This window comes from Paenibacillus sp. GD4, assembly GCF_030846225.1.
Taxonomy (GTDB): Bacteria; Bacillota; Bacilli; order Paenibacillales; family NBRC-103111; genus Paenibacillus_G; species Paenibacillus_G silviterrae.
In genome coordinates, this window is record NZ_JAVCYK010000001.1 from 3,018,358 (window position 1) to 3,044,975 (window position 26,618).

The 26,618-nt window shown below is 47.7% G+C and carries 19 protein-coding genes and 1 other annotated feature (1 of these 20 running past the window's edge); of the genes, 15 read left to right on the forward strand and 4 right to left on the reverse strand.

Going from position 1 to position 26,618, the window contains the following annotated elements; all coding sequences use genetic code 11:
• Positions 1 to 208 (forward strand) — a binding site (T-box leader); it begins 54 nt to the left of the window's first position.
• Positions 209 to 271: 63 nt separating this feature from the next.
• Positions 272 to 1,870: a 2-isopropylmalate synthase gene (locus tag RAC89_RS14485; RefSeq protein ID WP_306614265.1), complete on the forward strand. Its 1,599-nt coding sequence runs from the start codon at positions 272 to 274 to the stop codon at positions 1,868 to 1,870.
• Positions 1,871 to 2,440: 570 nt separating this feature from the next.
• Here the strand turns inward: RAC89_RS14485 and RAC89_RS14490 are convergent.
• Positions 2,441 to 4,387 (reverse strand): ABC-F family ATP-binding cassette domain-containing protein, encoded by a 1,947-nt coding sequence (locus RAC89_RS14490; protein WP_306614267.1) that lies wholly within the window; start codon positions 4,385 to 4,387, stop codon positions 2,441 to 2,443.
• A gap of 154 nt (positions 4,388 to 4,541) precedes the next feature.
• On the opposite strand from RAC89_RS14490, the gene RAC89_RS14495 reads away from it, so the two are divergent.
• From RAC89_RS14495 to RAC89_RS14545, 11 genes are all read left to right on the forward strand, one after another.
• Positions 4,542 to 5,186 (forward strand): 5-formyltetrahydrofolate cyclo-ligase, encoded by a 645-nt coding sequence (locus RAC89_RS14495; protein WP_284643801.1) that lies wholly within the window; start codon positions 4,542 to 4,544, stop codon positions 5,184 to 5,186.
• Between the two features lie 18 nt (positions 5,187 to 5,204).
• Positions 5,205 to 5,681 carry a cyclic pyranopterin monophosphate synthase MoaC gene (gene moaC, locus RAC89_RS14500; RefSeq protein WP_306614269.1) on the forward strand — a complete coding sequence of 159 codons (477 nt, stop codon included), beginning with the start codon at positions 5,205 to 5,207 and terminating at the stop codon, positions 5,679 to 5,681.
• Positions 5,682 to 5,715: 34 nt separating this feature from the next.
• Positions 5,716 to 6,216, forward strand: a complete 501-nt coding sequence (gene mog / locus RAC89_RS14505) for a molybdopterin adenylyltransferase (RefSeq protein WP_284643805.1) — start codon at positions 5,716 to 5,718, stop codon at positions 6,214 to 6,216.
• Positions 6,206 to 7,216, forward strand: a complete 1,011-nt coding sequence (locus RAC89_RS14510; RefSeq protein WP_306614271.1) for a molybdopterin-binding protein — start codon at positions 6,206 to 6,208, stop codon at positions 7,214 to 7,216. The genes mog and RAC89_RS14510 overlap by 11 nt, the downstream gene beginning before the upstream one ends.
• Before the next feature lie 34 nt (positions 7,217 to 7,250).
• On the forward strand, positions 7,251 to 7,553 hold the full coding sequence (locus RAC89_RS14515; RefSeq protein WP_306614273.1) for a twin-arginine translocase TatA/TatE family subunit: 303 nt from the start codon (positions 7,251 to 7,253) through the stop codon (positions 7,551 to 7,553).
• A gap of 48 nt (positions 7,554 to 7,601) precedes the next feature.
• Positions 7,602 to 8,387: a twin-arginine translocase subunit TatC gene (tatC, locus tag RAC89_RS14520; protein WP_306614275.1), complete on the forward strand. Its 786-nt coding sequence runs from the start codon at positions 7,602 to 7,604 to the stop codon at positions 8,385 to 8,387.
• Between the two features lie 740 nt (positions 8,388 to 9,127).
• On the forward strand, positions 9,128 to 9,409 hold the full coding sequence (groES, locus tag RAC89_RS14525) for a co-chaperone GroES (RefSeq protein WP_284643811.1): 282 nt from the start codon (positions 9,128 to 9,130) through the stop codon (positions 9,407 to 9,409).
• A 101-nt stretch (positions 9,410 to 9,510) separates the two neighbouring features.
• Positions 9,511 to 11,145 (forward strand): chaperonin GroEL, encoded by a 1,635-nt coding sequence (gene groL / locus RAC89_RS14530; RefSeq protein WP_306614276.1) that lies wholly within the window; start codon positions 9,511 to 9,513, stop codon positions 11,143 to 11,145.
• Between the two features lie 124 nt (positions 11,146 to 11,269).
• Entirely contained in the window at positions 11,270 to 12,943 is a 1,674-nt protein-coding gene (locus RAC89_RS14535; protein WP_306614278.1) for an SWIM zinc finger family protein, read from the forward strand.
• On the forward strand, positions 12,943 to 15,873 hold the full coding sequence (locus RAC89_RS14540) for a DEAD/DEAH box helicase (protein WP_306614280.1): 2,931 nt from the start codon (positions 12,943 to 12,945) through the stop codon (positions 15,871 to 15,873). The genes RAC89_RS14535 and RAC89_RS14540 overlap by 1 nt, the downstream gene beginning before the upstream one ends.
• A gap of 14 nt (positions 15,874 to 15,887) precedes the next feature.
• The gene (locus RAC89_RS14545) at positions 15,888 to 16,067 is read left to right on the forward strand and encodes a hypothetical protein (protein ID WP_306614282.1); all 180 of its coding nucleotides are present in this window, start codon (positions 15,888 to 15,890) and stop codon (positions 16,065 to 16,067) included.
• Between the two features lie 58 nt (positions 16,068 to 16,125).
• Here the strand turns inward: RAC89_RS14545 and RAC89_RS14550 are convergent, their stop codons facing one another.
• The 3 genes from RAC89_RS14550 to RAC89_RS14560 all read right to left on the reverse strand — a co-directional run bounded on the left by RAC89_RS14550 (position 16,126) and on the right by RAC89_RS14560 (position 21,931).
• The gene (locus RAC89_RS14550) at positions 16,126 to 16,881 is read right to left on the reverse strand and encodes an S-layer homology domain-containing protein (protein ID WP_306614284.1); all 756 of its coding nucleotides are present in this window, start codon (positions 16,879 to 16,881) and stop codon (positions 16,126 to 16,128) included.
• 155 nt (positions 16,882 to 17,036) lie between these two features.
• On the reverse strand, positions 17,037 to 19,250 hold the full coding sequence (locus tag RAC89_RS14555; RefSeq protein WP_306614286.1) for an S-layer homology domain-containing protein: 2,214 nt from the start codon (positions 19,248 to 19,250) through the stop codon (positions 17,037 to 17,039).
• Between the two features lie 191 nt (positions 19,251 to 19,441).
• On the reverse strand, positions 19,442 to 21,931 hold the full coding sequence (locus RAC89_RS14560) for an O-antigen ligase family protein (protein ID WP_306614288.1): 2,490 nt from the start codon (positions 21,929 to 21,931) through the stop codon (positions 19,442 to 19,444).
• Positions 21,932 to 22,115: 184 nt separating this feature from the next.
• Between RAC89_RS14560 and galU the strand changes: the two genes are divergently transcribed.
• Genes galU through RAC89_RS14575 form a run of 3 tightly spaced genes read left to right on the forward strand, consistent with a single transcriptional unit; the run spans position 22,116 to position 26,582 of the window.
• On the forward strand, positions 22,116 to 23,018 hold the full coding sequence (gene galU / locus RAC89_RS14565) for a UTP--glucose-1-phosphate uridylyltransferase GalU (protein WP_306614290.1): 903 nt from the start codon (positions 22,116 to 22,118) through the stop codon (positions 23,016 to 23,018).
• Positions 23,008 to 24,342, forward strand: a complete 1,335-nt coding sequence (locus tag RAC89_RS14570) for a class I SAM-dependent methyltransferase (RefSeq protein ID WP_306614292.1) — start codon at positions 23,008 to 23,010, stop codon at positions 24,340 to 24,342. Before galU ends, RAC89_RS14570 begins: the two co-directional genes overlap by 11 nt.
• A gap of 2 nt (positions 24,343 to 24,344) precedes the next feature.
• Positions 24,345 to 26,582 (forward strand): glycosyltransferase, encoded by a 2,238-nt coding sequence (locus RAC89_RS14575; RefSeq protein WP_306614294.1) that lies wholly within the window; start codon positions 24,345 to 24,347, stop codon positions 26,580 to 26,582.
• Positions 26,583 to 26,618 lie beyond the last annotated feature (36 nt).

The window sequence follows — 26,618 nt, forward strand, 5'->3', positions numbered from 1 at the left end:
GGTGGTGCGACGCAGTAAGCAGGAAGCTTGAAGCTCGCCCGGGAGCGGCATAACGGAACAGGGGACTCGGCGGATAGCGCGCATCGGCCGAAGTCTTAAGTAGGTTATGACGGATTCGCCCCACGATACGGGGATTGAGCGGACTCTTACTGCACGTAGGAGTCAATCAGAGTGGTACCGCGGTAGGTTAGAGCCTGTCGTCTCTTGAGTTTTTCAGGAGACGGCGGGCTTTTTTGCATAGATGACCCAAAATTCCAAGGAGGAATATCCTATGACAAACACAACAGCAACAAACCATAAACGTAAAATTACCATTTTCGATACCACTTTGAGAGACGGGGAACAAGCGCCGGGCGCCATGTTAAGGCCGGAGCAAAAAATTGTCATCGCAAGGCAGCTGGCAAAGCTGGGCGTGGACGTGATCGAGCCGGGCTTTCCGATCTCTAGCCCGGGGGATTTTGCCGCGGTGCAGCAAATTTCACGTGAAATCCGCAGCGTAGAAATTTGCGGCTTCGCTCGAGCCGTGAAAGGCGATATCGATGCGGCGGTCAAGGCGACCCAGGATGCGGAGCGGCGCAGGCTGCATATGTTCCTGTCCTCCTCAAGCATCCATTTGGACTTCCAGCTTCGCAAATCGCGTGAGCAGGTGATTCAAATGGCCCGCGAGATGGTAGCCCACGCCAAGCAGTTCGTGGACCGCGTTGAATTTTCGCCGATGGATGCGACGAGAACCGGGGATGAGTTCCTGTTCGAGATGATCGAGGCGGTTATCGCTGAAGGCGCTACGATCATTAACATCCCCGATACGGTCGGTTACGCGCTTCCGGAAGAGTACGGCGCCATGTTCTCCCGGGTGAGGAAAAATGTCCGCGGCGGCGATAAGGTGGAATACAGCGCCCATTGCCACAACGACTTGGGTCTTGCCGTAGCCAACAGTCTGGCAGCCATTCAGAACGGCGTTACTCACGTCGAAGTAACGGTGAACGGGGTAGGAGAACGTGCCGGAAACTGCTCTATGGAGGAGCTGGTGATGGCCATTGAGACTCGCGGTGAGGCAATGGGCGTGGAAACGGGCATTCGCGCCGAGCATATTTACGAAACGTCGCAAATGGTAAGCCGGTCGATGAGCTTCCCGATCGCCTTCAACAAACCGATCGTTGGGCGGAATGCCTTCCAGCACGAAGCGGGCATTCATCAGGACGGCTTGCTGAAGAACCGCAGCACCTATGAGATTATGGATCCCGAGAAGCTGGGCATTCCCCGCAGCATGATCATTCTGGGCAAGCATTCCGGCCGCCATGCCATTAAGCACAGGATCGGCCAATTCGGTGTAGAAATGACTGAAACACAGGTAGAGGAAGTGTACGAAGCCTTCAAGGAGCTGGCGGATCGCCAGAAGGTGGTTCACGATCATCAGCTGCTGGGACTGGTCGGTCATGCGGTCAATGTATCCTTGGAGCCGTATAGTCTGGTGTCCGTGCAGCTGGTGACTGGCAATACAGGTCATCGTATGGCTTCCTGCACAATTGCAGACCATACCACCGGGCAGGAAACGGTGTACACAGGGACAGGCGCCGGGCCGGTGGAGGCGGTGGTCGCAGGAATCAAGCAGGCGCTTCCGTTTGAGGTCAAGTTCTCTGATTTGGAGCTGTACTCCTTGTCCTCCGGGGAAGAGGCGAACGGAGAGGCGATCATTACGATAATGGTCGAAGAAAAAAGCTATCGCGGGGTCGCGGAGCATCGGGATATTTTGCTCGCTGCGGCGCATGCCTTTATGGCTGCCTGCAATCAGGCTGCGAGAGACTACAATCGACAACGGTCGGCAGCGGAGGGAAGCATGGAAAAGGCTGTAAAGGCAAGCGTATCCTAAAAGGAAGCTGCAGGGGCTGTGGATATGACTTATCCACAGCCCCTGTGTATAATGTGGGTAAGTCTGAAAAAGCCCGCTGCAAAGCGGAATTGGAGGACAAACTTATCCCGATGGGATGGGAATAGTTTTTCACAGCTCAATTGTGGATAATGTGGATAAGGCTGTGGATTCGAAGAAAAAGCCTGTTTTTTCTAGGGAAAATGACATCTTTTTCTGGGGATAATCTTGTGGATATTGTCTGTGATTGCCACTATTGGATCATGTGTGGGTACGAGTCCAAGAAACGTCCGAGGGATGCTGTCATTTGCGGTCAAGGCAGGAGAAAGCTTGTCATATCAACCGGTTGAATAGCTGCTTCCCCTTGCCGTTCGACGCTTATCAACAAGAGGAAGGGAACCGCTGGAGGAATGTAGAGAAAGTTGTACACCTGTGGATAGCGCCGAGCAGCCCGTTGTCGTGGGGTGTCGATAAAACGGGATTGAGGCGAACCGTGGTTGTTTCTGTTGGAAAAAGAGCGGAGGATCGCGATTCACGCTGCGAAGTGCAGCGGATCGTGATCCTCCGTTTCATCTATTCTGCGAGCTGTTCCCACTGCTCGTAGCAATCCGCGAGCTCGACTTTTTTCTTCTCGATCAACTCATTCTTCTCTTGTACAAGGACATAGTTGTTATACACATCCGGCTCCGTCAGTTCCGACTCCAGCTCGCCGATGTCGGACTCCAGCTGCGCAATCTGCTGCTCCAGCTGCTCCAGACGCCTTTGGCGATTTCGCTCCTCGCGTTTGGCTTGCTTACCCGCCTCGTAATCGTTGCCCGCAGCCGGCGCCGAGGTCAATGCTGCCCCGGCAGCAGCACTGCGTCTGGCCGCTTCCTGCTCCTGGCGAAGCAGCTCCATTTCGGCGAGCTCCTGTTTTTTCTCCACATAGTCGTCATAGTTGCCGAAATACGCAGATACCCCTTGCGGCGACAGCTCCAGCATGCGCTCGGCCATTTTGTTCAAGAAGTAACGGTCATGAGAGATGAAGAGCAGGGTGCCTTCATAATCGATCAAAGCCGATTCCAGCACTTCTTTACTATAGAGATCGAGGTGGTTGGTCGGCTCGTCCAGGATCAGCACGTTCGCTTTTTCCAGCATGAGCTTGGCCAGAGACACCCGCGCTTTCTCGCCGCCGCTGAGAGAACTGATCTTCTTAAATACATCCTCGCCGCTGAACAGGAAGTTTCCCAGCACCGACCGGATCCGCGCTTCTTCCACATGAGGAAAAGCACTCCACACTTCATCCAAAATCGTATTCTGGGGATTGAGTCCCGTCTGCTCCTGGTCGTAGTAACCGATCTTCACGTTAGCTCCCCAACGAATCGAACCGGCTTGCGGCTCCAGCCGTCCGATCAGCGCCTTAAGGAGCGTCGATTTGCCTATCCCGTTCGGGCCGATCAGTGCCGCGGTTTCGCCTCGTTTCAGCTCAAAGGAAATGTTTCGGGAAAGCGGTTTATGCTCCTCATAGCCGACAGCGACATGCTCCAGCTGCAGCACATCCCGCCCGGTCATCTGTTCGACTTCGAAGGCAAAGCTGGCGCGCTTCAAATCTCCCAGCGGCTTATCGATCCGGTCCATCTTTTCAAGCATCTTCCGGCGGCTTTGCGCCCGCTTTGTGGTGGAAGCACGTACAATATTGCGCTGGATGAAGTCCTCCAGCTTCGCGATCTCCTCCTGCTGCTTTTCATAATGCTTCAGCTCAACCTCGTAGTTGGCCTCTTTAATCTCAACATAGCGGGAATAGTTCCCTGTATATCGGCGGGAGGTCGTACGCTCGATTTCATAGATCGCACCGACCAGAGCGTCCAGGAAGTAGCGGTCGTGGGATACGACAAGAATGGCGCCGCTGTAGGATCGCAGATACCCCTCCAGCCAGGTGAGCGTAGCGATATCCAGATGGTTCGTCGGCTCGTCAAGCATTAGCAGGTCGGGTGCCTGCAGCAGCATTTTGGCCAGCGCCAGCCGTGTCTTCTGACCGCCGCTCAGCGTGTTGACCGGAGTAGCCGGATCGAAGTCGCCGAAGCCCATTCCGTGCAGTACGCCGCGGATTTTGGCTTCCATCTCGTAGCCGCCTTGCTCCCGGAACCATTCCGAGCGCGCCGCATAACGCCCCATCGTCTCCTCATACTTTTTCTCATCAGCCAGCACAGCGGGGTCCGCCATCTGCTCCTCCAGCTTGCGAAGCTCAGCCTCCGTATCCAGCAGGTGAGCGAATACGCTGCGCATTTCCGCTTCGATCGAGCGATCCGAGTGCAAGCCGCTGTTCTGCTTTAGATAGCCGATCTTGGTTTCCTTCGCTTTAAAAATATCGCCGCTATCATATGACATTTCTCCTGCTATGATCTGCAGCAGCGTAGATTTCCCCGCCCCGTTGACGCCGACAAGACCGATCCGTTCCCTCGGCTCGATTTGGAGCGATATATTAGAAAGCACGGTATTGACTCCGTAGCTCTTCGTAATTCCAGACACCTGCAAAAGCATGTACCTAATCCCCCAATTCTGACAAATCTATTAAGAGTGTATCATAAATCACGGCTTTTTTCTTGGAGGGGCCCAAGGTGCATTTTCCGAACGAAGCAATGTATGTTACACTAATAAGAAACCATAGATCGACTAAGACAAAGGAAGACCTTACATGAATATCAAAGAACGCAAAATCGAGCTGAGAAAGGAAGCGGAAGCACGGCGGGCGGCTTTGACGGCTGAGGAACACCGCAGCAAATCCGCTCTGATCAGCAGGAAGGTGATGGAGCGGCTGGGGGAGCTGCTTCGGCCGGAGGCGGAGCGGGAGCTGGGGCACCGTCCGACGCTGTTTACGTATATGCCGGTCAAAACCGAGGTGGATGTCACGCCGGTGATGGAGACTTGCTGGAAGCGCGGGATTCGTGTCGTGGTTCCCAGGGTATTTCCGGCTAACAAGCAAATGAAGCTTTACGAGATACGTTCCTATGAGGATCTGGAGCAGGGCAGCTGGGGCATCCGGGAGCCGCGAATGTCGCTGCCGCAGGTGACGGAGCTGAGGCAGGTTGACGTCACGCTGGTGCCGGGCTTGTCCTTTGATTTGCGGATGGGACGGCTTGGCTATGGCGGAGGCTTCTACGACCGCTTCATGCAGCAGTATGTTCGATCAAGGCTGCCGAAGCCTTATATTATTGCAGCGGCCTTCGAGCAGCAAATCATTCGCGAGGTGCCAATGGGACTGTTTGATTTTCGCATCGACGAGCTGATTACGGAATCCAGGGTGATAACCCCGAACCGGCAGCTGCCTTCGAAATTTTAGACTGAGGAGTGCGCTAGGATGGCGGATTTAACGCATTTTAACGAGCAGGGCCGCGCACGGATGGTGGATATCTCGGAGAAGCAGGAAACAAGCCGTACGGCTACAGCGAAGACGACGGTAACAATGAGGCCGGATACGTTGGCCTTGATTAAGGAGGGCCGCATCGGCAAAGGGGATGTGCTGGCGGTCTCTCAGGTTGCAGCCATTATGGCGGCGAAGAAAACCTCCGACTGGATTCCAATGTGCCATCCGCTCTCTTTGACCGGAGTGGATGTCAGCTTTGCCGATAACGGGACGAATGAGCTATATATTGAAGCAACGGTAAAAACAAAGGGATTAACCGGTGTGGAGATGGAGGCACTCACAGCCGTTTCCGCTGCTGCTCTCACTGTTTATGACATGTGCAAAGCGGCGGAAAAGGGGATGCAGATCGGCCCGACGCTGCTGGTGACGAAAACCGGCGGGAAGAGCGGGGATTACCATTTAGGAGACTAGATAAAGGAAGTACATTCTGGAGAGGAGCAGGCTTATGCGCTGGAAAGTGGCTATCTTAACCGCAAGCGACCGGGGATTCCGTGGAGAAAGAGAAGACACTAGTGCACAGGTGATCCGGGAGCTGATTGAAGAGGAGATTCATGGGGAAATCATCGAATACCGCGTTGTGCCTGACGAGAAGGATGAGATCATGGCCGCGTTGATCGAGATGACCGATTATTTCAGGGCGGATCTGATTCTGACGACCGGCGGCACGGGTCTTGCGATTCGCGATGTGACGCCGGAAGCGACGCTGGCCGTTATCGACCGTCAGGCACCGGGCTTCGCCGAGGCCATGCGTATGATCTCGATGCAAAAGACGCCTCGAGCCATGCTGTCGAGGGCCGTTTCCGGGATTCGCGGACGCACACTGATTATCAACCTCCCCGGAAGTCCAAAGGGAGTTTCGGAGAATCTGCTAGCCATCATGGATCAGCTTCCCCATGCGCTGGGCATCCTGACCGGACGGGAAGGGGACCACGGCAATGAAGCCTGACGCCATGCTGCAGGAGGTCAAGGTAGAGGACGCGATCGGCATGGTCCTTGCTCATGATCTGACGCAGATCCTTCCCGGTACCTTCAAGGGACGCATGTTTCGTAAAGGGCATGTGATCACGGAAGAGGATATACCGGCATTGCTCAGCATTGGCAAGGAGCATATCTACACCTTGAAGCTGGCGGAAGGGTATCTGCACGAGGATGAGGCGGCCTTGCGTTTGGCGACGGCCGCGCGGGGCAAGCATGTCGAGCTGACGCAGCCCCATGAGGGCAAAATCACGCTGAAATCGACCATTCACGGCTTGGCGAAAATCAACAAGCAGCTTATTGATCAAGTCAATTCGCTGGATCAGATCATTATGTCGACGATTAGGACCAATACGGTGGTTCAACCGGGGCAAGCACTCATGGGGACTCGGGTCATACCCCTTGTGATGGAGGAGGCCCGGATCGAGGAAGCGGAACGGATTGCCGCTGCGGGCGATGGGGAGCCTCTTGTGGAGGTCAAGCCGTTCCGGAAGCTGCGAGTCGGAATCATCACCACCGGCAGCGAAGTGTTTAAGGGACGGATTACGGATAAATTCGGTCCCGTCGTGAAGCAAAAGGTTGCGGCGCTCGGCTCCGAGGTGGTGGACCAGCGGCTTGCGCCGGACGAGAGCGAAGTTATCGTGCAGGAGATCCATCGCTTTCTTCATGAGGACCGGGTGGATCTGATTCTCGTGACGGGCGGGATGTCGGTGGATCCCGATGACCGGACGCCAGGAGCGATTAAGCAGGCCGGCGCCCGGATTGTAAGCTACGGCACGCCGATGCTTCCCGGGTCGATGCTGCTGATGGGATACCTCGAAGGAGAGGTCCCGATCATGGGACTGCCCGGCTGTGTTATGCATGACCCTTATACGTCGTTTGATGTTTTATTGCCGAGAATATGTGCAGGGGAAACCATTGTTCGATCGGATATAACGGAAATGGGCTATGGCGGACTGCTCGGATGCTAACGCCTGTGCTTCACAGGAAGGAGGAAGGAAAGTCATGTTCGGAAATTTAGGATTTGGAGAAATTTTGCTGATTGCCTTGATCGCGCTGCTGCTGTTCGGCCCAGCAAAGCTGCCGGAGCTCGGGCGTGCCCTAGGTCGTACACTGCGGGAGTTTAAACAGGGAGCCCGTGACTTGATGTCCACGGATGAGACGGAGCAGCCGGCCCAGCAGCAGCCGCGCAAGGATGTGACGCCGCCGGCAGCGGAGGCCCCGGCTCAGCCGTCTGCAGAGCAGCCGCAAGCTGCGGCAGGACAGCCGGAGAAGCCGGCGGCGGATAATCGCCGTTTGCCGGATTGAGGCTGTAAGGTGGCACCATTTTAACATAACGGGTTGGTGAAACTTCGCATGGAACATCAGGAAGACGGCATGTCTCTTGTAGAGCACCTGGGCGAGCTGCGCAAGCGCATCATCTGGGTGCTTCTTGTTCTGGTCGTCGGCATGGTTGTAGGGCTCGTGTACGCCCAGCCGCTGATCACTTATCTTCAGAGCATTCCGCCGGCCGATCAAATCGGCTTGAATGTCTTTAACCCGTGGGATGCGATTAAAATCTACATGAACGTTGCACTGGTTACGGGGCTCATTATTACGCTGCCCTTTACTTTGTATCAGGTATGGGCTTTTCTGAAGCCCGGATTGAAGCCGGCGGAGCAAAAGGCGACGCTGCTGTATATTCCGTTCGCGTTCGTTTTGATTCTGATCGGATTGGCGTTCGGGTATTTCGTCGTTTTCCGAATGGCGTTTTTGTTTACTTCAACAATTACGCAAAAGCTTCACCTGCAGGAAACGTACGGGATTTCGGAGTATTTTTCTTTCATGTTCAATATTCTGATTCCTCTGTCGCTCTTGTTTGAGCTGCCTCTAGTGGTGATGTTTCTGACGAAGCTTCGGATTCTGAATCCGGTGCTGCTAAAGAAGCTGCGCCGTTATGCATATCTCTTGCTCGTTGTGGTAGCTACGATGATTACGCCGCCGGATGCCACCTCGGCTATTCTCGTTTCGCTGCCGATGATTTTGCTGTATGAGTTCAGTGTGATCATGTCGGGGATCATTTACCGCAAACAGCTGAAGCAGGATATGGAGTGGGAGCGGGAACAGCTGGACCCGGCTAACCGGAATAGGGAAGAGTCCTAGAATGATGATTCTAGGGCTTTTTTGTTATGTATTGGGTGGGCGTAAGCCTTAGGTGCTTATCCCGTTGGCTCAGTCGGGGGGAGTTGAATAGCCATTACTGGATTAAACAGATTTAAGGAGTGGATAACGGCACGCAGATGCGCTAATGAGGCGGATGGAGGCTTGCATGAGCTTTCGTGGTACGAATAGCGGCATGGCGTACCGTTACTGCTGGATTTTACAGGACTAAGGAGAAGATAACGGCACACAGGTGCGCTAAAGAGGCGGATGGAGGCTTGAATGAGCTTTTGTGGTATGAATAGCGGCATAGCGTGCCGTTACTGCTGGATTTTACAGATTTAAGGAGTGGATAACGGCACACAGGTGCGCTAAAGAGGCGGATGGAGGCTTGCAGGAGCTTTCGTGGTACGAATAGCGGCATGTCGTGCCGTTACTGCTGGATTTTACAGGACTAAGGAAAGGATAACGGCACACAGGTGCGCTAAAGAGGCGGATGGAGGCTTGCATGAGCTTTCGTGGTATGAAATAGCGGCATGAAAGTACGTTATGTAAGAGCAGCTACCGAGTGAATAAATTACCAATCCATGGGGACAATGTAGGAGGTGTGAAAAAGTAGAGAAAACCACTTGCAAAATATCTCCAAAATCATTATTATAAAAAGTGTTGTTAGCACTAAACAGTTAAGAGTGCTAATAAAATTGCAAACACTGAACCACCAATTTAAAGGAGGCTATTTTCTCATGATCAAACCGTTGGGTGATCGCGTAGTAATCGAAGCTATCGCTAAGGAGGAAACGACAGCAAGCGGTATCGTCCTGCCAGACACGGCGAAAGAAAAGCCGCAAGAAGGCAAAATCGTAGCTGTGGGCAGCGGTACACTCAAAGACGGACAGCGCATTCCGCTTGAAGTGAAGGAAGGCGACCGTGTCATTTACTCCAAGTACGCCGGTACCGAAGTAAAGTTCGACGGCCGCGAGCTGCTGATTATGCGTGAGAGCGACATCCTCGCGATCTTGGCATAACTGTCAGGGGAAAAGATTCCGTAAATCAAGTTTTCCACATACTTAACGAATTATGCGAACGACCAAATACACAATCCAATTAATCGGGAGGGTTCTACACAATGGCTAAAGAAATCCGTTTCAGTGAAGAAGCTCGCCGCTCGATGCTTCGTGGTGTCGACGCGCTTGCGAATGCCGTAAAAGTAACACTCGGTCCTAAAGGCCGTAACGTAGTTTTGGAGAAAAAGTTCGGCAGCCCGCTCATCACCAACGACGGTGTAACCATCGCGAAGGAAATCGAGCTGGAAGACGCATTCGAGAACATGGGTGCGCAGCTGGTTAAAGAAGTAGCTACGAAGACAAACGATGTTGCCGGTGACGGTACAACAACAGCTACTGTCCTTGCTCAAGCGATGATCCGCGAGGGTCTGAAGAACGTAACTGCAGGCGCTAACCCAATGGTCGTTCGCAAAGGTATCGATCGTGCGGTTAAAGCAGCTGTAGAAGAGCTGAAGAACATCGCGAAGCCAATCGAAGGCAAGCAATCCATCGCTCAAGTTGCTGCGATCTCCGCTGCTGACGATGAAGTAGGTCAACTGATCGCTGAAGCTATGGAAAAAGTGGGCAAAGACGGCGTTATCACCGTAGAAGAGTCCAAAGGCTTCGCTACAGAGCTGGAAGTTGTAGAAGGTATGCAATTCGACCGCGGCTACATCTCTCCTTACATGATTACGGACACAGACAAGATGGAAGCGGTTCTGGATAACCCGTTCATCTTGATCACAGATAAGAAAATCGGCAACATCCAAGAGATCCTGCCTGTTCTGGAGAAGGTTGTTCAATCCGGTAAGCAGCTCTTGATCATCGCTGAAGACGTAGAAGGCGAAGCGCTGGCTACACTCGTAGTGAACAGACTGCGCGGTACTTTCACATGCGTAGCGGTAAAAGCACCTGGCTTCGGCGACCGCCGCAAAGCTATGCTGCAGGATATCGCTGCTCTGACCGGCGGCCAAGTAATCACAGAGGAGCTCGGCCTGGAGCTGAAGTCCACTCGTCCTGACCAGCTCGGTTCCGCTCGTCAAATTCGCGTAACGAAAGAAAACACTATCATCGTTGATGGCGCTGGCGACAAGAAGGATATTGGCGCGCGCGTATCCCAAATCCGTTCCCAGCTGGAAGAAACTACTTCCGACTTCGACCGTGAGAAGCTGCAAGAGCGTCTTGCTAAGCTTGCCGGCGGCGTAGCGGTAATCAAAGTAGGTGCTGCAACCGAGACGGAGCTGAAAGAGCGCAAGCTTCGCATCGAAGACGCTCTGAACGCAACTCGCGCGGCGGTTGAAGAAGGTATCGTATCCGGCGGCGGTACAGCCCTCGTGAACGTATACAACGCTGTAGCGGCAGTACAAGTAGGCGGCGACGAGCAAACCGGCGTAAACATCGTTCTGCGCGCTCTGGAAGAGCCTGTACGTACGATCGCTGCTAACGCAGGTCAAGAAGGCTCCGTCATCGTTGAGCGCCTGAAGAAGGAAGCTGTAGGCATCGGCTACAACGCAGCAACCGGCGAGTGGGTGAACATGTTCGAAGCGGGTATCGTTGACCCTGCGAAGGTAACTCGTTCCGCTTTGCAGAACGCAGCTTCCGTTGCGGCTATGTTCCTGACAACTGAAGCGGTTATCGCTGACAAGCCAGAAAAAGATAAGCCTGCTATGCCTGATATGGGCGGCATGGGCGGTATGGGTGGCATGGGCGGATTCTAATATCCGACCCTGCTCAAGGGCAGCATTCCCGGTAACGGGGATGCTGCCTTTTTGTATGCTGTCACGGCTCTGCATGCTATAATATAGGTTATGCGAACAAAACGCCGAACGGAGGTGACAGATCGTGCAGCTGACCATGGCGGAGCTGACCCAACTGGTTTATCGTTATTTTTCCTATTCCATTCTGGAGCGGGGCTGGGCGTATTTCGAGAGGGGTGCCGTCTTAGAGGCGGAATATGAAGAGAGCGGAGTCATTTATGGTAGCGTGGCCGGTACGGAAGTGTATGATGTGGAGGTCAACCTGAATAAGCTGCCGCAAAGCGAGTGCGATTGTCCGTATGACGGCTACTGCAAGCATATGGCTGCCCTGATCTTTGAGGTATGCGACAAATCGGGACTGGACCCTTATAAGCTGCTGAAGCCGGGAGGTAATGCGTGGGGACAAAGGTCAGTCCGAAGTACAACCGATGCAATGAACGCGTTGAACGAGCTGATGGCAAACCGGGGGTTACCATTGCTATCTGCGGCTTCTGCAAAGGGAAGGACGGCGACGGTTTCCAAGGAAGAGATGATCCCTCCTCCTAGTGAGCAAGGCATGCCAATTGAGTGGCAGCGTTACTTTGAGAGCCGTTATCGAGTGGAACGCTTTGCCAAGCCCCATGATCTGCCTAAGCTGCTTCCGCAGGTTACCGAGGAGCTTCATCCTATCGCGGAGATGTGGGAGCCAGCTTATCGACTTATATATGAGATCCAGGTGTATTTGTTTGTTATGAGGCTGACGGATTCGGTCCAGCAGCATCATTATCGATACCATTACAGTCAGTACTATCAGTTGATGGAGCAATATAAAAAGATCGCCAATCAATGCTACGATGAGATTTCCAGTCGGCTTCACGAGTTTAATGGAGGGTCTTCTGGCTATGTGCTCGTATTGTCCTTTGCAGAGGGGACGGCGAAATCCTTGGCCGCTTATGCTTTTCCCAGAGAATCAAGCTATATGTACTGGTCGGACGTGTATGCGATGATATGGGGCTTGCTGCTTACGCAGGTACAGGCACTGGTCGACAAGGAAATCGAGAGACTGCATCAAGCTCTGGAGGAAACAACGGGAACGGATTCTCCTCACTATACGGACCGATTAAAGCTGGCGCTGCTGTTCTTCGAGATGCGGGTACAGGAGGACCAGCGTGCTATGAGGTTGATCGGAAGCATGTACAGCAAGTCGTTCGGTTTTCTTTTTCCATACCTTCACGGGATGGTGCACTCAGGCACTTGGGACCGATTGCAGATGTGGTTGGAATGGCTGCTGCCCAAAACTCGTCATACGGGGGCCGGGGTGATTCCCGTTTATTTTTCGTTCTGGGAAAAGCTGATGGAGCATCGTCCTGTAGAGAGCCAGTGGAGACAAGCGGTATTTGCGGCATTGCCGGGCAGCCACGATTATTACACCACGTACCTGATGGAACGGGGGCAGTACCGGGAATGGATCGATATGAACATGGCCGCCGGCTATTCGCCACTCGATTACCGGGTGGCTGATTTCAAGGAAATCGAAACGAAGCAACGGGAGCTGCTGCTGCCTTGGTATCATCTTAGTACGGAGCAGAACATCGCTTTGAAAAATAGACAAGCCTACAAAACGGCGATCCGCTTGTTGCGAAAGCTGAGGCAGCATTATCGTTCTCTCAAACAAACTGACCGCTGGGAGAAGTACTTGGAGCATTTGACGCAGAAGTATGCAAGGCTGCGTGCTTTTCAGGAGGAGCTGGGTAAGCTGAAGAAGGGAGGGGAGAGCTGATGCAAGGGATCAGGACGATTCAGGTGCAAGGCCGGCAGCTGGAGAGCGGAGAATGGGCAATATGGGCTGAAGACGAGAACGGGGCACATTTGCCTGTTCATGAACTGCGAGTCCGTTTGTTTGCTTGGCATCATCGCAGCTTCTATGGAGCTACGCTGAAGCAGGGAGTTCAAAAGTTCGAGCATGCGCTTCTTCTCTCACCTTGGGCGGCGGCTGAGTATTTGGCGGCTCCAGCTGCGATACTACATCTGCCTGTCGAATGGAGCGGTGGGTTGGATATAGCAGGTAGGGTTGCACGGGTCTTCTTGGAAGCCCTTGAAAAGGGCTGGTATGTCCCGGACAGCGATTCTTGGCAGAGGGGTACGCCTGGATGGAGGCTGATGCTGCCGGAAGACAAGGAGAGGGCGTTCACGGAGCTGCGGGAGCAGGCGACCGGGGTGTCGATAGATGTGGACGCATGGTTTAGCTCGGCTCTCGTGCAGCTGATTCGCGAGGAGGCTAGTGTATCCAAAGCTTGGGAGGAACTTGTGGCAGAAGTGCCGCAGCTGCAAGAATTGGACGAGGAAGAACGTGAGACGCGGGTCAGCGGATTTATTTTGAATGAAGATGAATGGTTAACCGCAGTCGAGTGGAAAAAGGATGAGGTTCCGTTTCGCACCTGCTTTCAATTGGTTGAACCTGATGGGTTGGGTTTGGAGGATTGGAGCCTTCGTCTCGTTCTGCAGGATAAGCAGAGAGCCGGATTCCTGGTGGAATCGGAGCCGGGAGTGGCAGATGTCCTGGCGGTAACGCAGCTTCCGGAGGAATGGAAGGAACAGGTTGAAAGGCGAATTCCTGGGCATCTAGAGCGGCTTCTAGGCATCCTGCCGGAGCTTGAGGGTGCATCGGGCGAAGTCGTGAGCGACCTTAGCGACGAAATGGCGTGGGATTTCTTGAACGAGGGCAGTCTGAAGCTGCTGCAGGCGGGGTATTCCGTTATGCTTCCTGCGTGGTGGGAAGAGCTGAAGAGACAGAAGCCGCGGCTCAAGGCGAAGCTGAAATCGTCCGTTGGCTCGGCTCGCAGCTCCATGTTCGGACTTGATCAGATCATTCAATTTGATTGGAAAATTGCCATGGGGGGCGTTGAGCTCAGCGAAGAAGAGTTTCACCAGATCGCAGCGGAGAAAAAGAGGCTTCTATTCATCCGAGGCCGCTGGGTTCAGCTCGACCCTGCTTTCCTAAAGCAGCTTCAGCAGGCAATGAAGCGGGTCGAGAAGGACGGACTCACCTTCCGGGAGGTCATGGAGCTTCATTTGCTCGGAGCCTCTGAGGAGGCGCAGGACGGTGGGGATCAGGAGGAGCTGCTCCGGATCGAAGTTGAGCTGAACAAGCACGTAGCCGAGATCATGCATCAGCTGGAGCAGACGGAGCGAATTCCGATTGCGGAGCCTTCTGCTATGCTACAAGCGGATCTACGGAGGTATCAGAAGGAAGGTATGTCCTGGCTGCTGTTCATGCGTAGGTTCGGACTGGGTGCCTGTCTCGCCGACGATATGGGGCTTGGGAAGACCGTTCAGTTCATAGCGTATCTCCTAGGGGCTAAGGAACAGGATCAAGCGGCGGGGCGTCCTCAGACGGCTCCTGCCCTATTAATCTGCCCGACCTCGGTGCTCGGGAACTGGCAGAAGGAGCTGGAGCGCTTCGCTCCGTCGATGCGTGTACACCTTCATTACGGGCCGCAGCGGGCGAAGGGGGAGGAGTTTGCGGCGTCGATAGCGGGGTATGATCTTGTGATGACCTCCTATACCCTTGCCCAGCTGGATGAGCAGGAGCTCTCTTCCGCTCGCTGGCAGTCGATCGGACTGGATGAGGCACAAAACATCAAAAACGCCTACACCAAGCAATCCTCGGCGATCAGGAAGCTGGAGGCAGGGCATCGAATCGCGTTAACAGGTACACCGATTGAGAACCGATTGACCGAGCTGTGGTCCATTTTTGATTTTATGAATCCGGGGTACTTGGGTACATTGAATGAATTTGCGCATAAATTCGTCAATCCTATCGAGAAGAGTGGGGATACTGAGCTTGTGGCACAGGTGCAGCGATTGATCCGGCCTTTCCTGCTGAGGCGCGTTAAGAAGGATCCTACCATTCAGCTCGATCTGCCGGATAAGACGGAGAGCAAGGCGTACGTGTCACTTAGCGTGGAGCAGGCCTCCTTGTACGAGAACGTCGTGGAGTCGTTGATGAATCGAATCGATGAGCTTACTGGCATGGAGAAAAAGGGACTAATTCTTGCCACCCTGACCAAGCTGAAGCAAATCTGCGATCACCCAGCGCTGTATTTGAAGGAGCAAGGCGCCGCGGCGCAGGGAGAAGAGGAAGGCCGATCCCCGAAGGTCACGCGTCTGTTGGAAATGATTGACGAGCTGCGCTCGGAAGGAGATAAATGCTTGATCTTCACGCAATTCGTTGAGATGGGTATGCTGCTGCAAGGGATTCTGGAGCGGGAACTCGGACAGGCGGTGCCGTTCCTGCATGGGGGCGTGCCGAAGAAGAAGCGGGATGAGATGATTGCACAGTTCCAGGAGCCGGGATCGGGCCGTTCAAGGGATGAGGCCAGCGGAGTCTTCATCCTTTCGCTTAAGGCCGGTGGGACAGGGCTTAATCTGACGGAGGCCAACCACGTGTTCCACTTCGACCGGTGGTGGAATCCTGCTGTAGAGAACCAGGCCACGGACCGGGCCTTCCGCATCGGTCAGACGCGCAACGTGCAGGTGCACAAGTTCGTCACCCTGGGCACACTGGAAGAGCGAATCGATGAGATGATTGAGAAGAAATCCGGCCTTAGCCGACAAATCGTAGGTGCGGGAGAGAACTGGGTTACCGAGATGACCACAGGCGAGCTGCGGGAGTTGTTTGCTTTAAGGCGTGAGTGGATTGGGAAGTAAGTGGGGAGGTATGTATGGGAAGAAGGAGAAAGGAAGATGGCGAGCAATCGGTCGTGCGTAGAGGCAAGTCCAAGGGGTCGAAGCAAGTGGAGGAGCTCTTACAGCACATGGATGTGGAGGCGAGTCCTCATTTGGAGCAGATGAGTCCTGCTTGGCAGAAGTTATATGCCGAGATCTCGCGTACTGTGAGGTAGTGAAAGAAAACAAGCCTGAGGATTTTTGGGAGTCCTTAGGCTTGTTTTTTTAATGGTATTATTCAGCTGTATAGGCCATCATGCGGCGGATCATCGTAGCCGCCTCAGCACGTGTAGCAGGTTTGGATGTTCCCAATGTATCTTCGGTAAGGCCCTGAACGATCTTAGCGTTGAGGGCGGCCGCAACTTCTTTTTGTGCCCAGATGATTTGATCAGCATCATTATATTTGGCTAACAAAGTGCCTTGGCTTTCCACACTTACAAAAGAAGCAATGTCCGAGAAGCTCAGGGCACGGATGACCATAGCAGACAGCTCTTCTCTTGTGATAGAAGCGTTTGGACGGAAGGTACCGTCTTCATAACCGTCAATGAGTTTCGCTTTCGCAGCTGTGGTAACAGCATCGGTGTACCATTCGCCCGCTTTAACATCAGTGAAAGTGCTGGACACAGCGTTGGCTTCCACATTCAGATTCAGAGCACCAACGAGAATTTTCGCAAATTCCGCACGAGTGATGTTCCGGTCAGGCTCAAAGGAGGTATCCGTTACGCCGGAGATGATCCCTTTACCGGCCAATTGAGTAACGGTGTTCTTTGCCCAGTGGTCGGCGAGATCGGCGAACGAAGAACCATACACACTGTCCGTTACCGTCGAGTTAGTCGGCTCAACCATTTCCAAGGTGTAGGTGATTTCATCCTGTTCAGCTGCCCACGCGCTGCCAATAGGTAAAATGGATGAAGCAAGCACGAGGGTTGTTAACATTTTGGTTATCAATTTCATTATGTTCTCTTTAAGCTCCTCTCTAGTATTATACATTTTATCATAGCATCATTTCCCTTGTTCCGAAAGTTATCAACTGTAGGCAATGAATGTTAATAGTAAAGTTAGATGATTACTCTCTTAAATTTTGAATTGTATAAAAAAACACCCGGTCCAATAGCAATAGGACCGGGTGCTTAAAGTGCGACGATTTAGTTAATGAAATCAGCAAGATCCAAGAAACGCTTCAGCATAGTAGCTGCTTGTGCGCGAGTTGCTTGGCTGGAAGAACTAATCTTGTCATCTGTCAAACCGTTGATGATCTTCGCATTAACTGCAGCTGCCAGTTCCTTTTGAGCCCAAACGATGTCATTGGCATCCTTGAACTTTTTCAGAACATCTTGAGGATTGCTTACTTCAGAAGCAACTCCTGCATAAGACAGAGCGCGAATGACCATAGCGGCCAGCTCTTCACGAGTGATTGTAGCATCAGGACGGAAGGTGTTATCTTCGTAGCCGTTAATGATACCTGCATTAACAGCTGTTGCTACTGTGCTTGCGTACCAAGCGCCAGCGCTTACATCCTTGAAGTTGCCGTTACCGGATACTTCCGTCAGACCCAAAGAACGAACAACCAGAGCAGCGAACTCAGCGCGGGTAATGCTGCGCTCTGCATCGAACTTGCCTTCAGCTACGCCTTCAACTACCAGCTTGTTAGCCAGCAGCTCAACGTCAGCCTTGGACCAGTGGTTAGCCAAATCAGAGAACGATTTGTTCACTTCCACTACGGTGTAGATGGAGTTTCCATTACGCTTCAGAGTCGCTACCGTCTTACCATCTTTCGTTTCGAAGGTTGTTGGTACGAAGGAAAGCTTCTTTGTTTCCGGGTTGTACAGCACGCCCGTAGCTTTCTTGGAATCAAGTGCTTTTGTAGCGTTCAGGGAACGGGATACGTAAGTCTTACCGAAGTCTACCGATGCAGCCTTGCCATCCTTACCTGTTACAGTTACAGCAAAGTCAACTGCGTCAGCTACGGAAGTAGCACCAGCAGTGCTTACTGCACTGCTCACGCCAGTAGCAGCATCGCCACTAAGAACTGTAATGGAAACCGATACTGTCAGATCCTTTACATCAACACCCAGAGACTTCGCAAGAGCGTCGAGCTTCAGAACAGACAGAGGAAGCGTGTACGTACCTTTGTCGGAAACGATCGTTACTGCTGCATCGCTCTTCTTCGCTGCTTCCACCAGACCAGCTGCCGAAAGCTCAGCCTTCTCGCCGGTTACCTTGATTTCTACTTTGGAAGTAGCTTCGAATGCTTTGGAGAGTACGGAGGCATCAACTTTACCGTTGTTAGCTTCGATTTTGCCCGCTGCAGTGGTCAGACCGCCAGCTGGAGCACCACCGCCGCTCGAACCGTTGTCGTTGTTATCCTTATCCGTTTTGAAGGTACCTGTAGGGCCGTCAGTTGTTACATTGCCCTTAGCATCCTTCGCCAGAATGGAGAAAGTATAGCTTGTTTCCCCGGTCAATCCGCTAACGTTGTAAGTCACATCTGTAACTGTTGTAAGTTTCGTTTGTCCTTGATACACAAAGTATTCAATCGGACCGTGTACATCCGTTGCTGCAGTCCAGTTCAAAACCAGAGATGTCTTGGTGATGTTGGTTGCGGTTAACGTCTTATTCGACCAGCTTGGTGGAGTTGTATCCTGTGGGTCAACACTCGGTTCTGGAAGAGTGGTTACCGTTGCGGATAGAGTCGAGCTAGCATTGCCTTGTGCATCCTTAGCCTTAACAGCAAAGGTATACTCAGTGCTGTAAGTTAATCCGGTTACACTCAAACTATTGGTGCCAAAAGATAGGTTCTCGAAGAAGTTTCCGTTCTTCCATACTTCATAGCTCACTACAGCCATATTGTCCGTTGCAACCGGCCAACTCAAGCTTAAGCTCTTATAAGTTACGTCGGTAACAGAAAGACTTGGATTTATAGGCCATGTTGGTGCTTCGGAATCACCAGGAGCTACATAACTGCTGTATACCGCATCGTACACTGAATCCTCAACCGTCTTCAACACAACCTTCGGATAGGCCATGCTAATAGAAACAGGGATGATATCATAGCGATATACACTGTTGTATACCGAGTATGTAGCAGTGGTTGTAGTGATTAGTGTTGTACTGTCAGGTCCATACACCGTAATTGTGATCGGCGCATCGTAGTATACATCGGAATATACGCTGCCCGATACGGAGCTGCCATCATAAGTCGCTTCGATTGTAGCGGCAGAGGCAAGCACCGGCAAGAACATAGAAACGATCAACAGAACGCATAATACCTTTGACATTTTCTTCATTACAGCAGATTTCAAACGGATCCTTCTCCTCTCATCTCTAAGCAAAGCATGTAAGTCTAGTTTGTTGTGCATGTATTTGTGCACCTCCTTTCCTATGCTGACTTCACTGAGTCATAGGTCGTAAAACCTAAATTGTCGAGAAATAGATTATTCCCCCACACGATTTTACCACCAAACTGTCTTTTTTTGTAGAATTTTTTGTAGTTTTTTTAACACAAAAGAAAAATCCGATGCCTGTAACAAGCAAGCATCGGATTTAGTACTTAAAATTTAGCATTCACTAGATTTTGAATTTCAGAACGCTCATTCGCATCCTTAGCAACTAGCTTATCCAGCAAAGCTTGGTCGTTCTTCCCTTGCTTCTGTAAGGATGCTAGGTACCAGCGAACCTGCAGGCGGTTACCCATATCATCTAGAACGTTTGTATCCATTCCAATGCTTAATAATTTTTCTGCTTCGCTGTATTTCCCGCGGATATACTCAATTTGTCCAAGATTCAAACCCATTGCTTTAGTAACGTTGAAAGCTCTACCCTGTTGCTGCTCCTTAGGCAAAGCGGTTAGTACCTTCTGCTTTTCTATTACAGCGTAATAGGTTTCGAACGCTCGGTTCCAGTATTGATCTTTCTTCTGAGCATTGTTCTCCGTTTGTGCCTTATCCCCAAGAGACGTGTTCAGAGTAACACTTCTCTCATATAACGAAATATCCCATGGGAAATTTTCTATTTGGCTTGTTACCAAGGTTAATGCCTTCTCTAAATCATTCTTCATCAGATAAGCATAAATTTCTTTCTCCAGCAGCATTCGGTTATGAGATTCCGTTGTTCTAATCTGTCCGATAAGCGCAAGTGCTTCCGTGTAATAACGTTCTTCTTTCGTCTGGTTGTAAAGCTGTAGTAAAATGTCAATTTTATATCCAACATAGTCAGGATGTCCTGGATTCTTAACAATCGCCTTATCCAAGGACGCGAAGATTTCACTAACAGGCTTCTGCGCTTGAGCCAGAGCAACGGCATTTTTAAAATGAGTATTCCCGCTAAGAAGTTGGGTAGATTGGAAAAACATCACAATGGAGAATACCATCAGAAGCGAAGGATAGACCCATCTGTATTTGTTAATCGTGTCAACCCAGCGGCTCCTAAACTCTGTCGTATCTCCGGAAATCATAGCGCCAAGAGATAAAAACAGTAGAATGCCCAGGTACACATAACTCAAATCAAAGTCAATCATACTATGGATGAGTAAGGATACGGCAATGATGTAAAAGACCATGCGACGGTCGTTGGATTCTTCAATGCTTTGTCTATGAGTCCGAATAAAGATCCAGAATACGGCGGCAAGTAACAGTAAAAATACGGTCATTCCCACGATTCCCGTTTCAACCAGATATTGCAGGAAGAAGTTATGAGCCTGACGGCTTACATAGGGGTTGTTCTGATATTTCTCATATAAGGCGGACCATGCGCCGCCACCTGCTCCTGTGATTGGGTAGTCCTGGAATAACTTTATGGCATCTACATAAAATGTGCCACGTTCTAATACGCTATTTTGTTGGAAATTAATATTTTCAACCCGTTGCTTAATGTTCTCAGGCAATAAATTTAAAATAACATTGTTGCTCAGTAGCAAAGTTATTGCTAAAACACCCGCCAAGATAGCTCCCGCAGGGAAGTAAAGGTTGGAAAAACGAAAACTATTAATCTTCACAAGTTTACTGTTAAATATAGGTACAACATATTTCTGAATTATCATAACTATAAAAGTAAAAATAATTGTTGAGGCTGATAGAAATCCCCATCCTTTTAAGGATAGCGCAGAATTATAGCTTTTAACCTGTTCTACTCCAATATTTGATATGGGTCCTAAAACAATGAAAGAAATAAGGGTAGCAATAATCGTGTGTATAAGTAAGGTTAATTGCTTATTCGGTTTTAGGATCAACATGCATACTAAAAAAATGACAGGTAATATTACGAGAGCGCCGCGCGATAAAGTCACCCAAAAAGAAGTATAGATTGGAATGATCATAAACGAGTGGTATGCAATGCTATACCATCGTTTTGATGTTGAGACGAGATACAAAGCACCGAGTAGTAGGGCAATAAGAAAAGCTGCATAAGCATTGGCGTATTGAAAAGAGGATGTCAACCTTACTCCATTCTGGTCCGCCATGATAGCATCTTGATAAAAATTAATATTTTTCATTTCGGCTGCAAACCAGCTAACCAAGTTGTAGGCTAGCTCTTTGTTACCAAACCAATTAATAACCCCGAACCCTACTACGATATATCCTGTTGTTAATACAATGTTGGTTAATATAGAGAGGCTTTTTTCGGTTCTGCTTAATGAATAACCAAGAAGAAAAAAGACACAAAATGCTATCTCTATTAGATTCATATTGTTAGCATAATAACGAGAAGCTGGATGGAGCGAAGAAAACAAGAACGTTAGTGGTATCATCCAAACGAGAGCACTTATAAGAAATGATCTAGTGAAGAAATTTGTTTGGAAATACATGTTGACAGAAATCAAAAATAGAAGAATACATGCCCAAATTAAAGTAGAATAGATTGGGCGTTCAAAATCAAACGAATTTCCATTAAATAAAGCCTTTTGAAATGGGGCCCATACCAGAAAAAAAACAGAAAATATTGTAAGGGCCCAATAAATGATTGACTGATTCTCTGAAGAGGAATCTCTAATAGTTTTTTGTTCCTTTTTATTAGGTACATAGTACCCCTTTTTGCTGCTCATGGTTCGTCTCCTTTTTTTATTTTCCGACATTATTTTAACATAGATAATGTAAATAAGCATAGGAAAACATCAACCGCTAGTATTTACAACATTCATTTGTTACAATGAAATTCGAGAAAATCCGTCATAATTCTTGTTATTAAAATTGTAATATATTATATACGCTCAGGAGGCAAATTCGTTAATGAAAAAAGTAAGAAAAGCCATTATCCCAGCCGCTGGTATGGGGACACGTTTTTTGCCCGCAACCAAAGCTATGCCCAAAGAAATGCTTCCAATAGTAGATAAACCAACTATTCAATATATTGTTGAAGAAGCAGTGCTTTCAGGGATAGAGGACATAATTATAGTGACCGGAAAAGGCAAACGGGCTATTGAAGACCATTTTGATAGTTACTATGAGTTGGAGCACTCTTTATTAAGTAAAGGTAAAATGGATTTACTTAGTGAGGTTCAAAAGCCCTCCCAGATGGCCGATATTCATTATATTCGACAAAAAGAGCCGCGTGGTTTAGGGCATGCTATTTGGTGTGCAAGAAAATTTATTGGAGATGAACCGTTCGCTGTATTACTAGGGGATGATGTGGTTCAGGCAGAGAGACCATGTCTAAAGCAAATGATAGATTTGTATGACCAATATCAGGCATCAATTATCGGTGTACAACCAGTACCCTATGATGAGGTCTCTAGGTATGGCATTATTGATGCATATGAAATCACTGAAAGATGCTACTCCATAAATAGCTTAATTGAAAAACCCACTAAGGATAAGGCTCCTTCGAATTTGGCGATTCTCGGAAGATATATCCTAACACCAAAAGTTTTTGATATACTTGAAAGTCAAGAAAGTGGCGCAGGTGGGGAAATACAATTAACAGATGCAATTTCGAAGCTAACAAGCTTCGAAAAAGTCTATGCTTATCACTTCGAGGGAAAACGATATGATGTCGGCGAAAAATTAGGATTTATTAAAACTACGATTGAGTTTGCTTTAAAACATCCAGAATTGAAAGATGATGTACTAAAATATTTACAACTTCAAATTGAAAGTAAACTGGAAAACGCGGGGGTAAACAATGACCGTTGAAAGAATTGACATTCAGTCTTCAAACGACTATGTAGAAATTTTGTTCCACTGGCACCGTTATTTAATTGCTAGTAAATTTGTAAAGGGAAAAGTTGTGCTCGACCTTGCATGTGGAGAAGGATATGGGGCTTTTACATTGTCTAAAGAAGCTAAAAGGGTAATAGGAGTTGACTTAGACGAGACCTCTATAAATAATGCAAAAAATAAATATCAAAAAGAAAATCTAGAATTTAATATGGGGAATGCAACCAATTTAAGGTTTGCAGATAAGTCTTTCGATATTATTACTTCATTTGAGACAATAGAACATATGCCCGAGGAAGACCAACTTCGTTTTCTAAAAGAAATTAAACGAGTACTTAAACCAGATGGAGTATTATTTATTTCAACACCAGATAAAAATCGAACAGATTTGTACCAAGAAAAAAATCCATATCACCTTAAAGAACTTTATCAAGCGGAGTTCCGAGATTTACTTAGTAAACATTTTTCACAAATTCAATTTTATTACCAGGAAACAAATATGAGTAGCGTAATTTGGGGAATGGATACTCCAAGGGAAACGATTCTTCACAACAGAATAAGTATAGAGGATAACAATATTACTCCTACAGATTTACCAATTGATATTCATCTATACATGGTCGCAGTTTGTTCAAATAATGAAATCTATGATTCTTTGGATAGCGTATGTTATGATATATATCGTAAGCCTTTGAATGATTTATGGGAAAATATAGATTACTTAAAGCATAACTATACAAAAAATATTAATGAAATAAAAGAAGCAAATTTACAAGAAAAAGAGAATTTGATTAAGAAAATAACATTGCTCGAAATGGAATTGAGATTAAAAGAGAAAAAAGAAGAATTATTAACAGCAGAAAACTTACTAATAAGCAATAAGTATGAGCAACTTGAGAAGGAAAATGCTGAGTTAAAAGAAAACTTACAACATTTGGAACAGTTATATAAGATTAATATTGAGTTGAAAGAAAAACACGAATTTTTACTGGAAGATAAAGAAAGATTAAAAAAGAAAGTTTCTTTACTTGCTGAGGATCGGGATAATTACAGAACCATGCTTAATTTATTAATTAAGGAAAAAGCGAATTTTACTCAGGAATTAAATAATCTCTGGTTATTAATAAATGAAGAAAAGGCAATTAAATCTAATCTTCAAAATGAGTTGTCGGAAATTTATTCCATGAGAACATGGAAAATGATAAAAATATATAGGACGTTTATGGACAAAACATCAATTGGATGGTTCTTTAGAAAAAGTAGGAAACTGGTCTTACTAATATTACGGGGGAGGGCATAGTTTTGAAAATATGGTTATTGACAACCGAGTTTCCTCCTTTCTTTGGTGGGGGGATTAGCACTTATTGTCTTCATACAAGTAAAATGTTGGCTGAAAATGGGCATGATGTTACTGTTATTTTACCAGATAGTAACCTATCTATACCGTTTGACAAAAATACGAAAGAAAAAATTACAGTATATAGATTCAGGCCTGCACAAATCTCCATATACAGGAATTTGGGTTATATGGCTGCATTAAGTTATGAGTTTGCTGAAGTGGTTGAACAGCTGATAAGAGATGAAGGTGCACCTGATATCATCGAAAGTCAAGATTATTCAGGGATAGCATATTTCTTATTATTACGCAAAAAACAATTAAATCCCTTGTTGCAAGATTTAACTATATCAATAAATTTGCATACTCCAAAGTTTATTGTTGATGACATTTGTCAAGCATCCGTTTATAAATTGCCTGATTTTTGGATAGGTGAAATGGAAAGGTACTGTATACAGGCAGCTGATATTGTAATTTCTCCTAGTCAATTTTTATTAGATCAACTTCAAAAGAAATATTCTTTGAAAATTGGGAATGCATATGTTATACCTAATCCTTATAAAGCTCAAAGTTTGCTAAACGAGAAGAAGGACAAATATATTTCGGAGGAAATGGTATTTTTCGGTAGGGTTCAATATCACAAAGGTTTAGACCAACTACTGAGGCATTTAAGCTATTATTGGGATGAAGGCATGAAACTACCTCTAAAAGTTATTGGAGGTGATGGTTTTTTCGCTCCCAAAAACATTTCCTTTACAGAATACTTAACAAAAAAATATAAAAAATATATTGATAAAGGGCTCATTAACTTTACTGGATTGTTAAATCCCAAAGAAGCTTATGAGCAGATGTCTGAAGCAAAAGTAATTTTTGTACCTTCATTATTTGAAAGCTTCTCTTATGCTGTGGTAGAGGCAATGTCTAATGGGAAATTGGTTATTGCTTCCGATAGTGGTGGTCAAAGGGAAATAATTCAAAATACAAAGAATGGTTTACTGTTCGAAATCGAAAATCATGATTCATTTAAGCAAGCTTTTGACCACTTATTACAACTAACGGATACTGAAATTATTAATTATGGAGAAGAAGCAGTCACGAGAATAAACGATTATTGCTCTTATGAAAATGTTTATAAGAATAAATTAGATGCGTGGAAAATTAAAATCAATAATCCTTCCCAAAGCAGGATATATCCCTTTATCAGAGAAATAAAAACTAAGAGTAACAAAAATTTAGCAAACTTACCATCGGTGGGTTCAATAAACGAACCCGATTTATTGAGCATTGTTATCCCGTACTATAATATGGGGAAATGGATCCAGGAAACCTTAGATTCTTTAATATCAGTTAATTACACAAATTATGAAATAATTCTCATTAATGATGGGAGTACAGATGAAGAAAGCATTAAAAAATTAGAAGAACTTAAGGATAAATATCCAGTTAAAATAATAAGTAAAAACAATGGTGGACTGGCAAGTGCAAGAAATGAAGGAGTTAAATACGCAAAAGGAGAGTATCTTACTTTTCTTGATGCGGATGATAAAGTTGCTCCAAATTACTACACCAAGGCAATTAATATTTTGAAAGCTTATGACAATGTAAGCTTTGTTGGATGTTGGACTCAATTCTTTGAAGGATCGGAAAATTTATGGCCTACTTGGAATCCGGAACCGCCTTTTTTCTTAGTGCACAATACAGTAAATAGTAGTGCACTTGTTTATAAAAAGGATGATTTCGTTAGAAATGGCTTAAATGACCCAGATATGGTTTATGGTATGGAAGATTATGAAAGTGCGATAAGAATGGTCAAAGCCAATTGCAGAGGAGTAGTTATTACTGAGCCTTTGTTTATCTACAGGATTAGAGCCGATTCTATGTCAAGACAATTTAACCCTGATAACCAAAATTATTTGTATAGATTGATCACTGAAAAAAATAGTGACTTTTATAACATGTATGCAAAAGAAATATTTAATATTGTAAACAACAATGGTCCAGCCCATTTGTATGACAATCCTACATGGAATTTGCCCCCTTGTGGATTTGTTAATATTAACAACGATATATCGAATATTAATTTTGACACAAACGAGTTGCCTATAGAACTGAAACAGAAATTAATGATTCTTTGGAAGAATAATAAATTTAAAAAAATTTTAAAGCTCGCTATGAAATTAAAGTTGGATAAGTTATTCTCCTGATCTGATCTAGAAAGGAACTTATATGGGATCTTTTTT

What these genes read in the sequence shown, in the direction of transcription:
- RAC89_RS14485 (WP_306614265.1), top strand. Translation starts at nt 272, where the DNA reads ATGACAAACACAACAGCAACAAACCATAAACGTAAAATTACCATTTTC.
- RAC89_RS14490 (WP_306614267.1), bottom strand. Translation starts at nt 4,387, where the DNA reads ATGCTTTTGCAGGTGTCTGGAATTACGAAGAGCTACGGAGTCAATACC.
- RAC89_RS14495 (WP_284643801.1), top strand. Translation starts at nt 4,542, where the DNA reads ATGAATATCAAAGAACGCAAAATCGAGCTGAGAAAGGAAGCGGAAGCA.
- moaC (WP_306614269.1), top strand. Translation starts at nt 5,205, where the DNA reads ATGGCGGATTTAACGCATTTTAACGAGCAGGGCCGCGCACGGATGGTG.
- mog (WP_284643805.1), top strand. Translation starts at nt 5,716, where the DNA reads ATGCGCTGGAAAGTGGCTATCTTAACCGCAAGCGACCGGGGATTCCGT.
- RAC89_RS14510 (WP_306614271.1), top strand. Translation starts at nt 6,206, where the DNA reads ATGAAGCCTGACGCCATGCTGCAGGAGGTCAAGGTAGAGGACGCGATC.
- RAC89_RS14515 (WP_306614273.1), top strand. Translation starts at nt 7,251, where the DNA reads ATGTTCGGAAATTTAGGATTTGGAGAAATTTTGCTGATTGCCTTGATC.
- tatC (WP_306614275.1), top strand. Translation starts at nt 7,602, where the DNA reads ATGGAACATCAGGAAGACGGCATGTCTCTTGTAGAGCACCTGGGCGAG.
- groES (WP_284643811.1), top strand. Translation starts at nt 9,128, where the DNA reads ATGATCAAACCGTTGGGTGATCGCGTAGTAATCGAAGCTATCGCTAAG.
- groL (WP_306614276.1), top strand. Translation starts at nt 9,511, where the DNA reads ATGGCTAAAGAAATCCGTTTCAGTGAAGAAGCTCGCCGCTCGATGCTT.
- RAC89_RS14540 (WP_306614280.1), top strand. Translation starts at nt 12,943, where the DNA reads ATGCAAGGGATCAGGACGATTCAGGTGCAAGGCCGGCAGCTGGAGAGC.
- RAC89_RS14545 (WP_306614282.1), top strand. Translation starts at nt 15,888, where the DNA reads ATGGGAAGAAGGAGAAAGGAAGATGGCGAGCAATCGGTCGTGCGTAGA.
- RAC89_RS14550 (WP_306614284.1), bottom strand. Translation starts at nt 16,881, where the DNA reads ATGTATAATACTAGAGAGGAGCTTAAAGAGAACATAATGAAATTGATA.
- RAC89_RS14555 (WP_306614286.1), bottom strand. Translation starts at nt 19,250, where the DNA reads ATGCACAACAAACTAGACTTACATGCTTTGCTTAGAGATGAGAGGAGA.
- RAC89_RS14560 (WP_306614288.1), bottom strand. Translation starts at nt 21,931, where the DNA reads ATGAGCAGCAAAAAGGGGTACTATGTACCTAATAAAAAGGAACAAAAA.
- galU (WP_306614290.1), top strand. Translation starts at nt 22,116, where the DNA reads ATGAAAAAAGTAAGAAAAGCCATTATCCCAGCCGCTGGTATGGGGACA.
- RAC89_RS14570 (WP_306614292.1), top strand. Translation starts at nt 23,008, where the DNA reads ATGACCGTTGAAAGAATTGACATTCAGTCTTCAAACGACTATGTAGAA.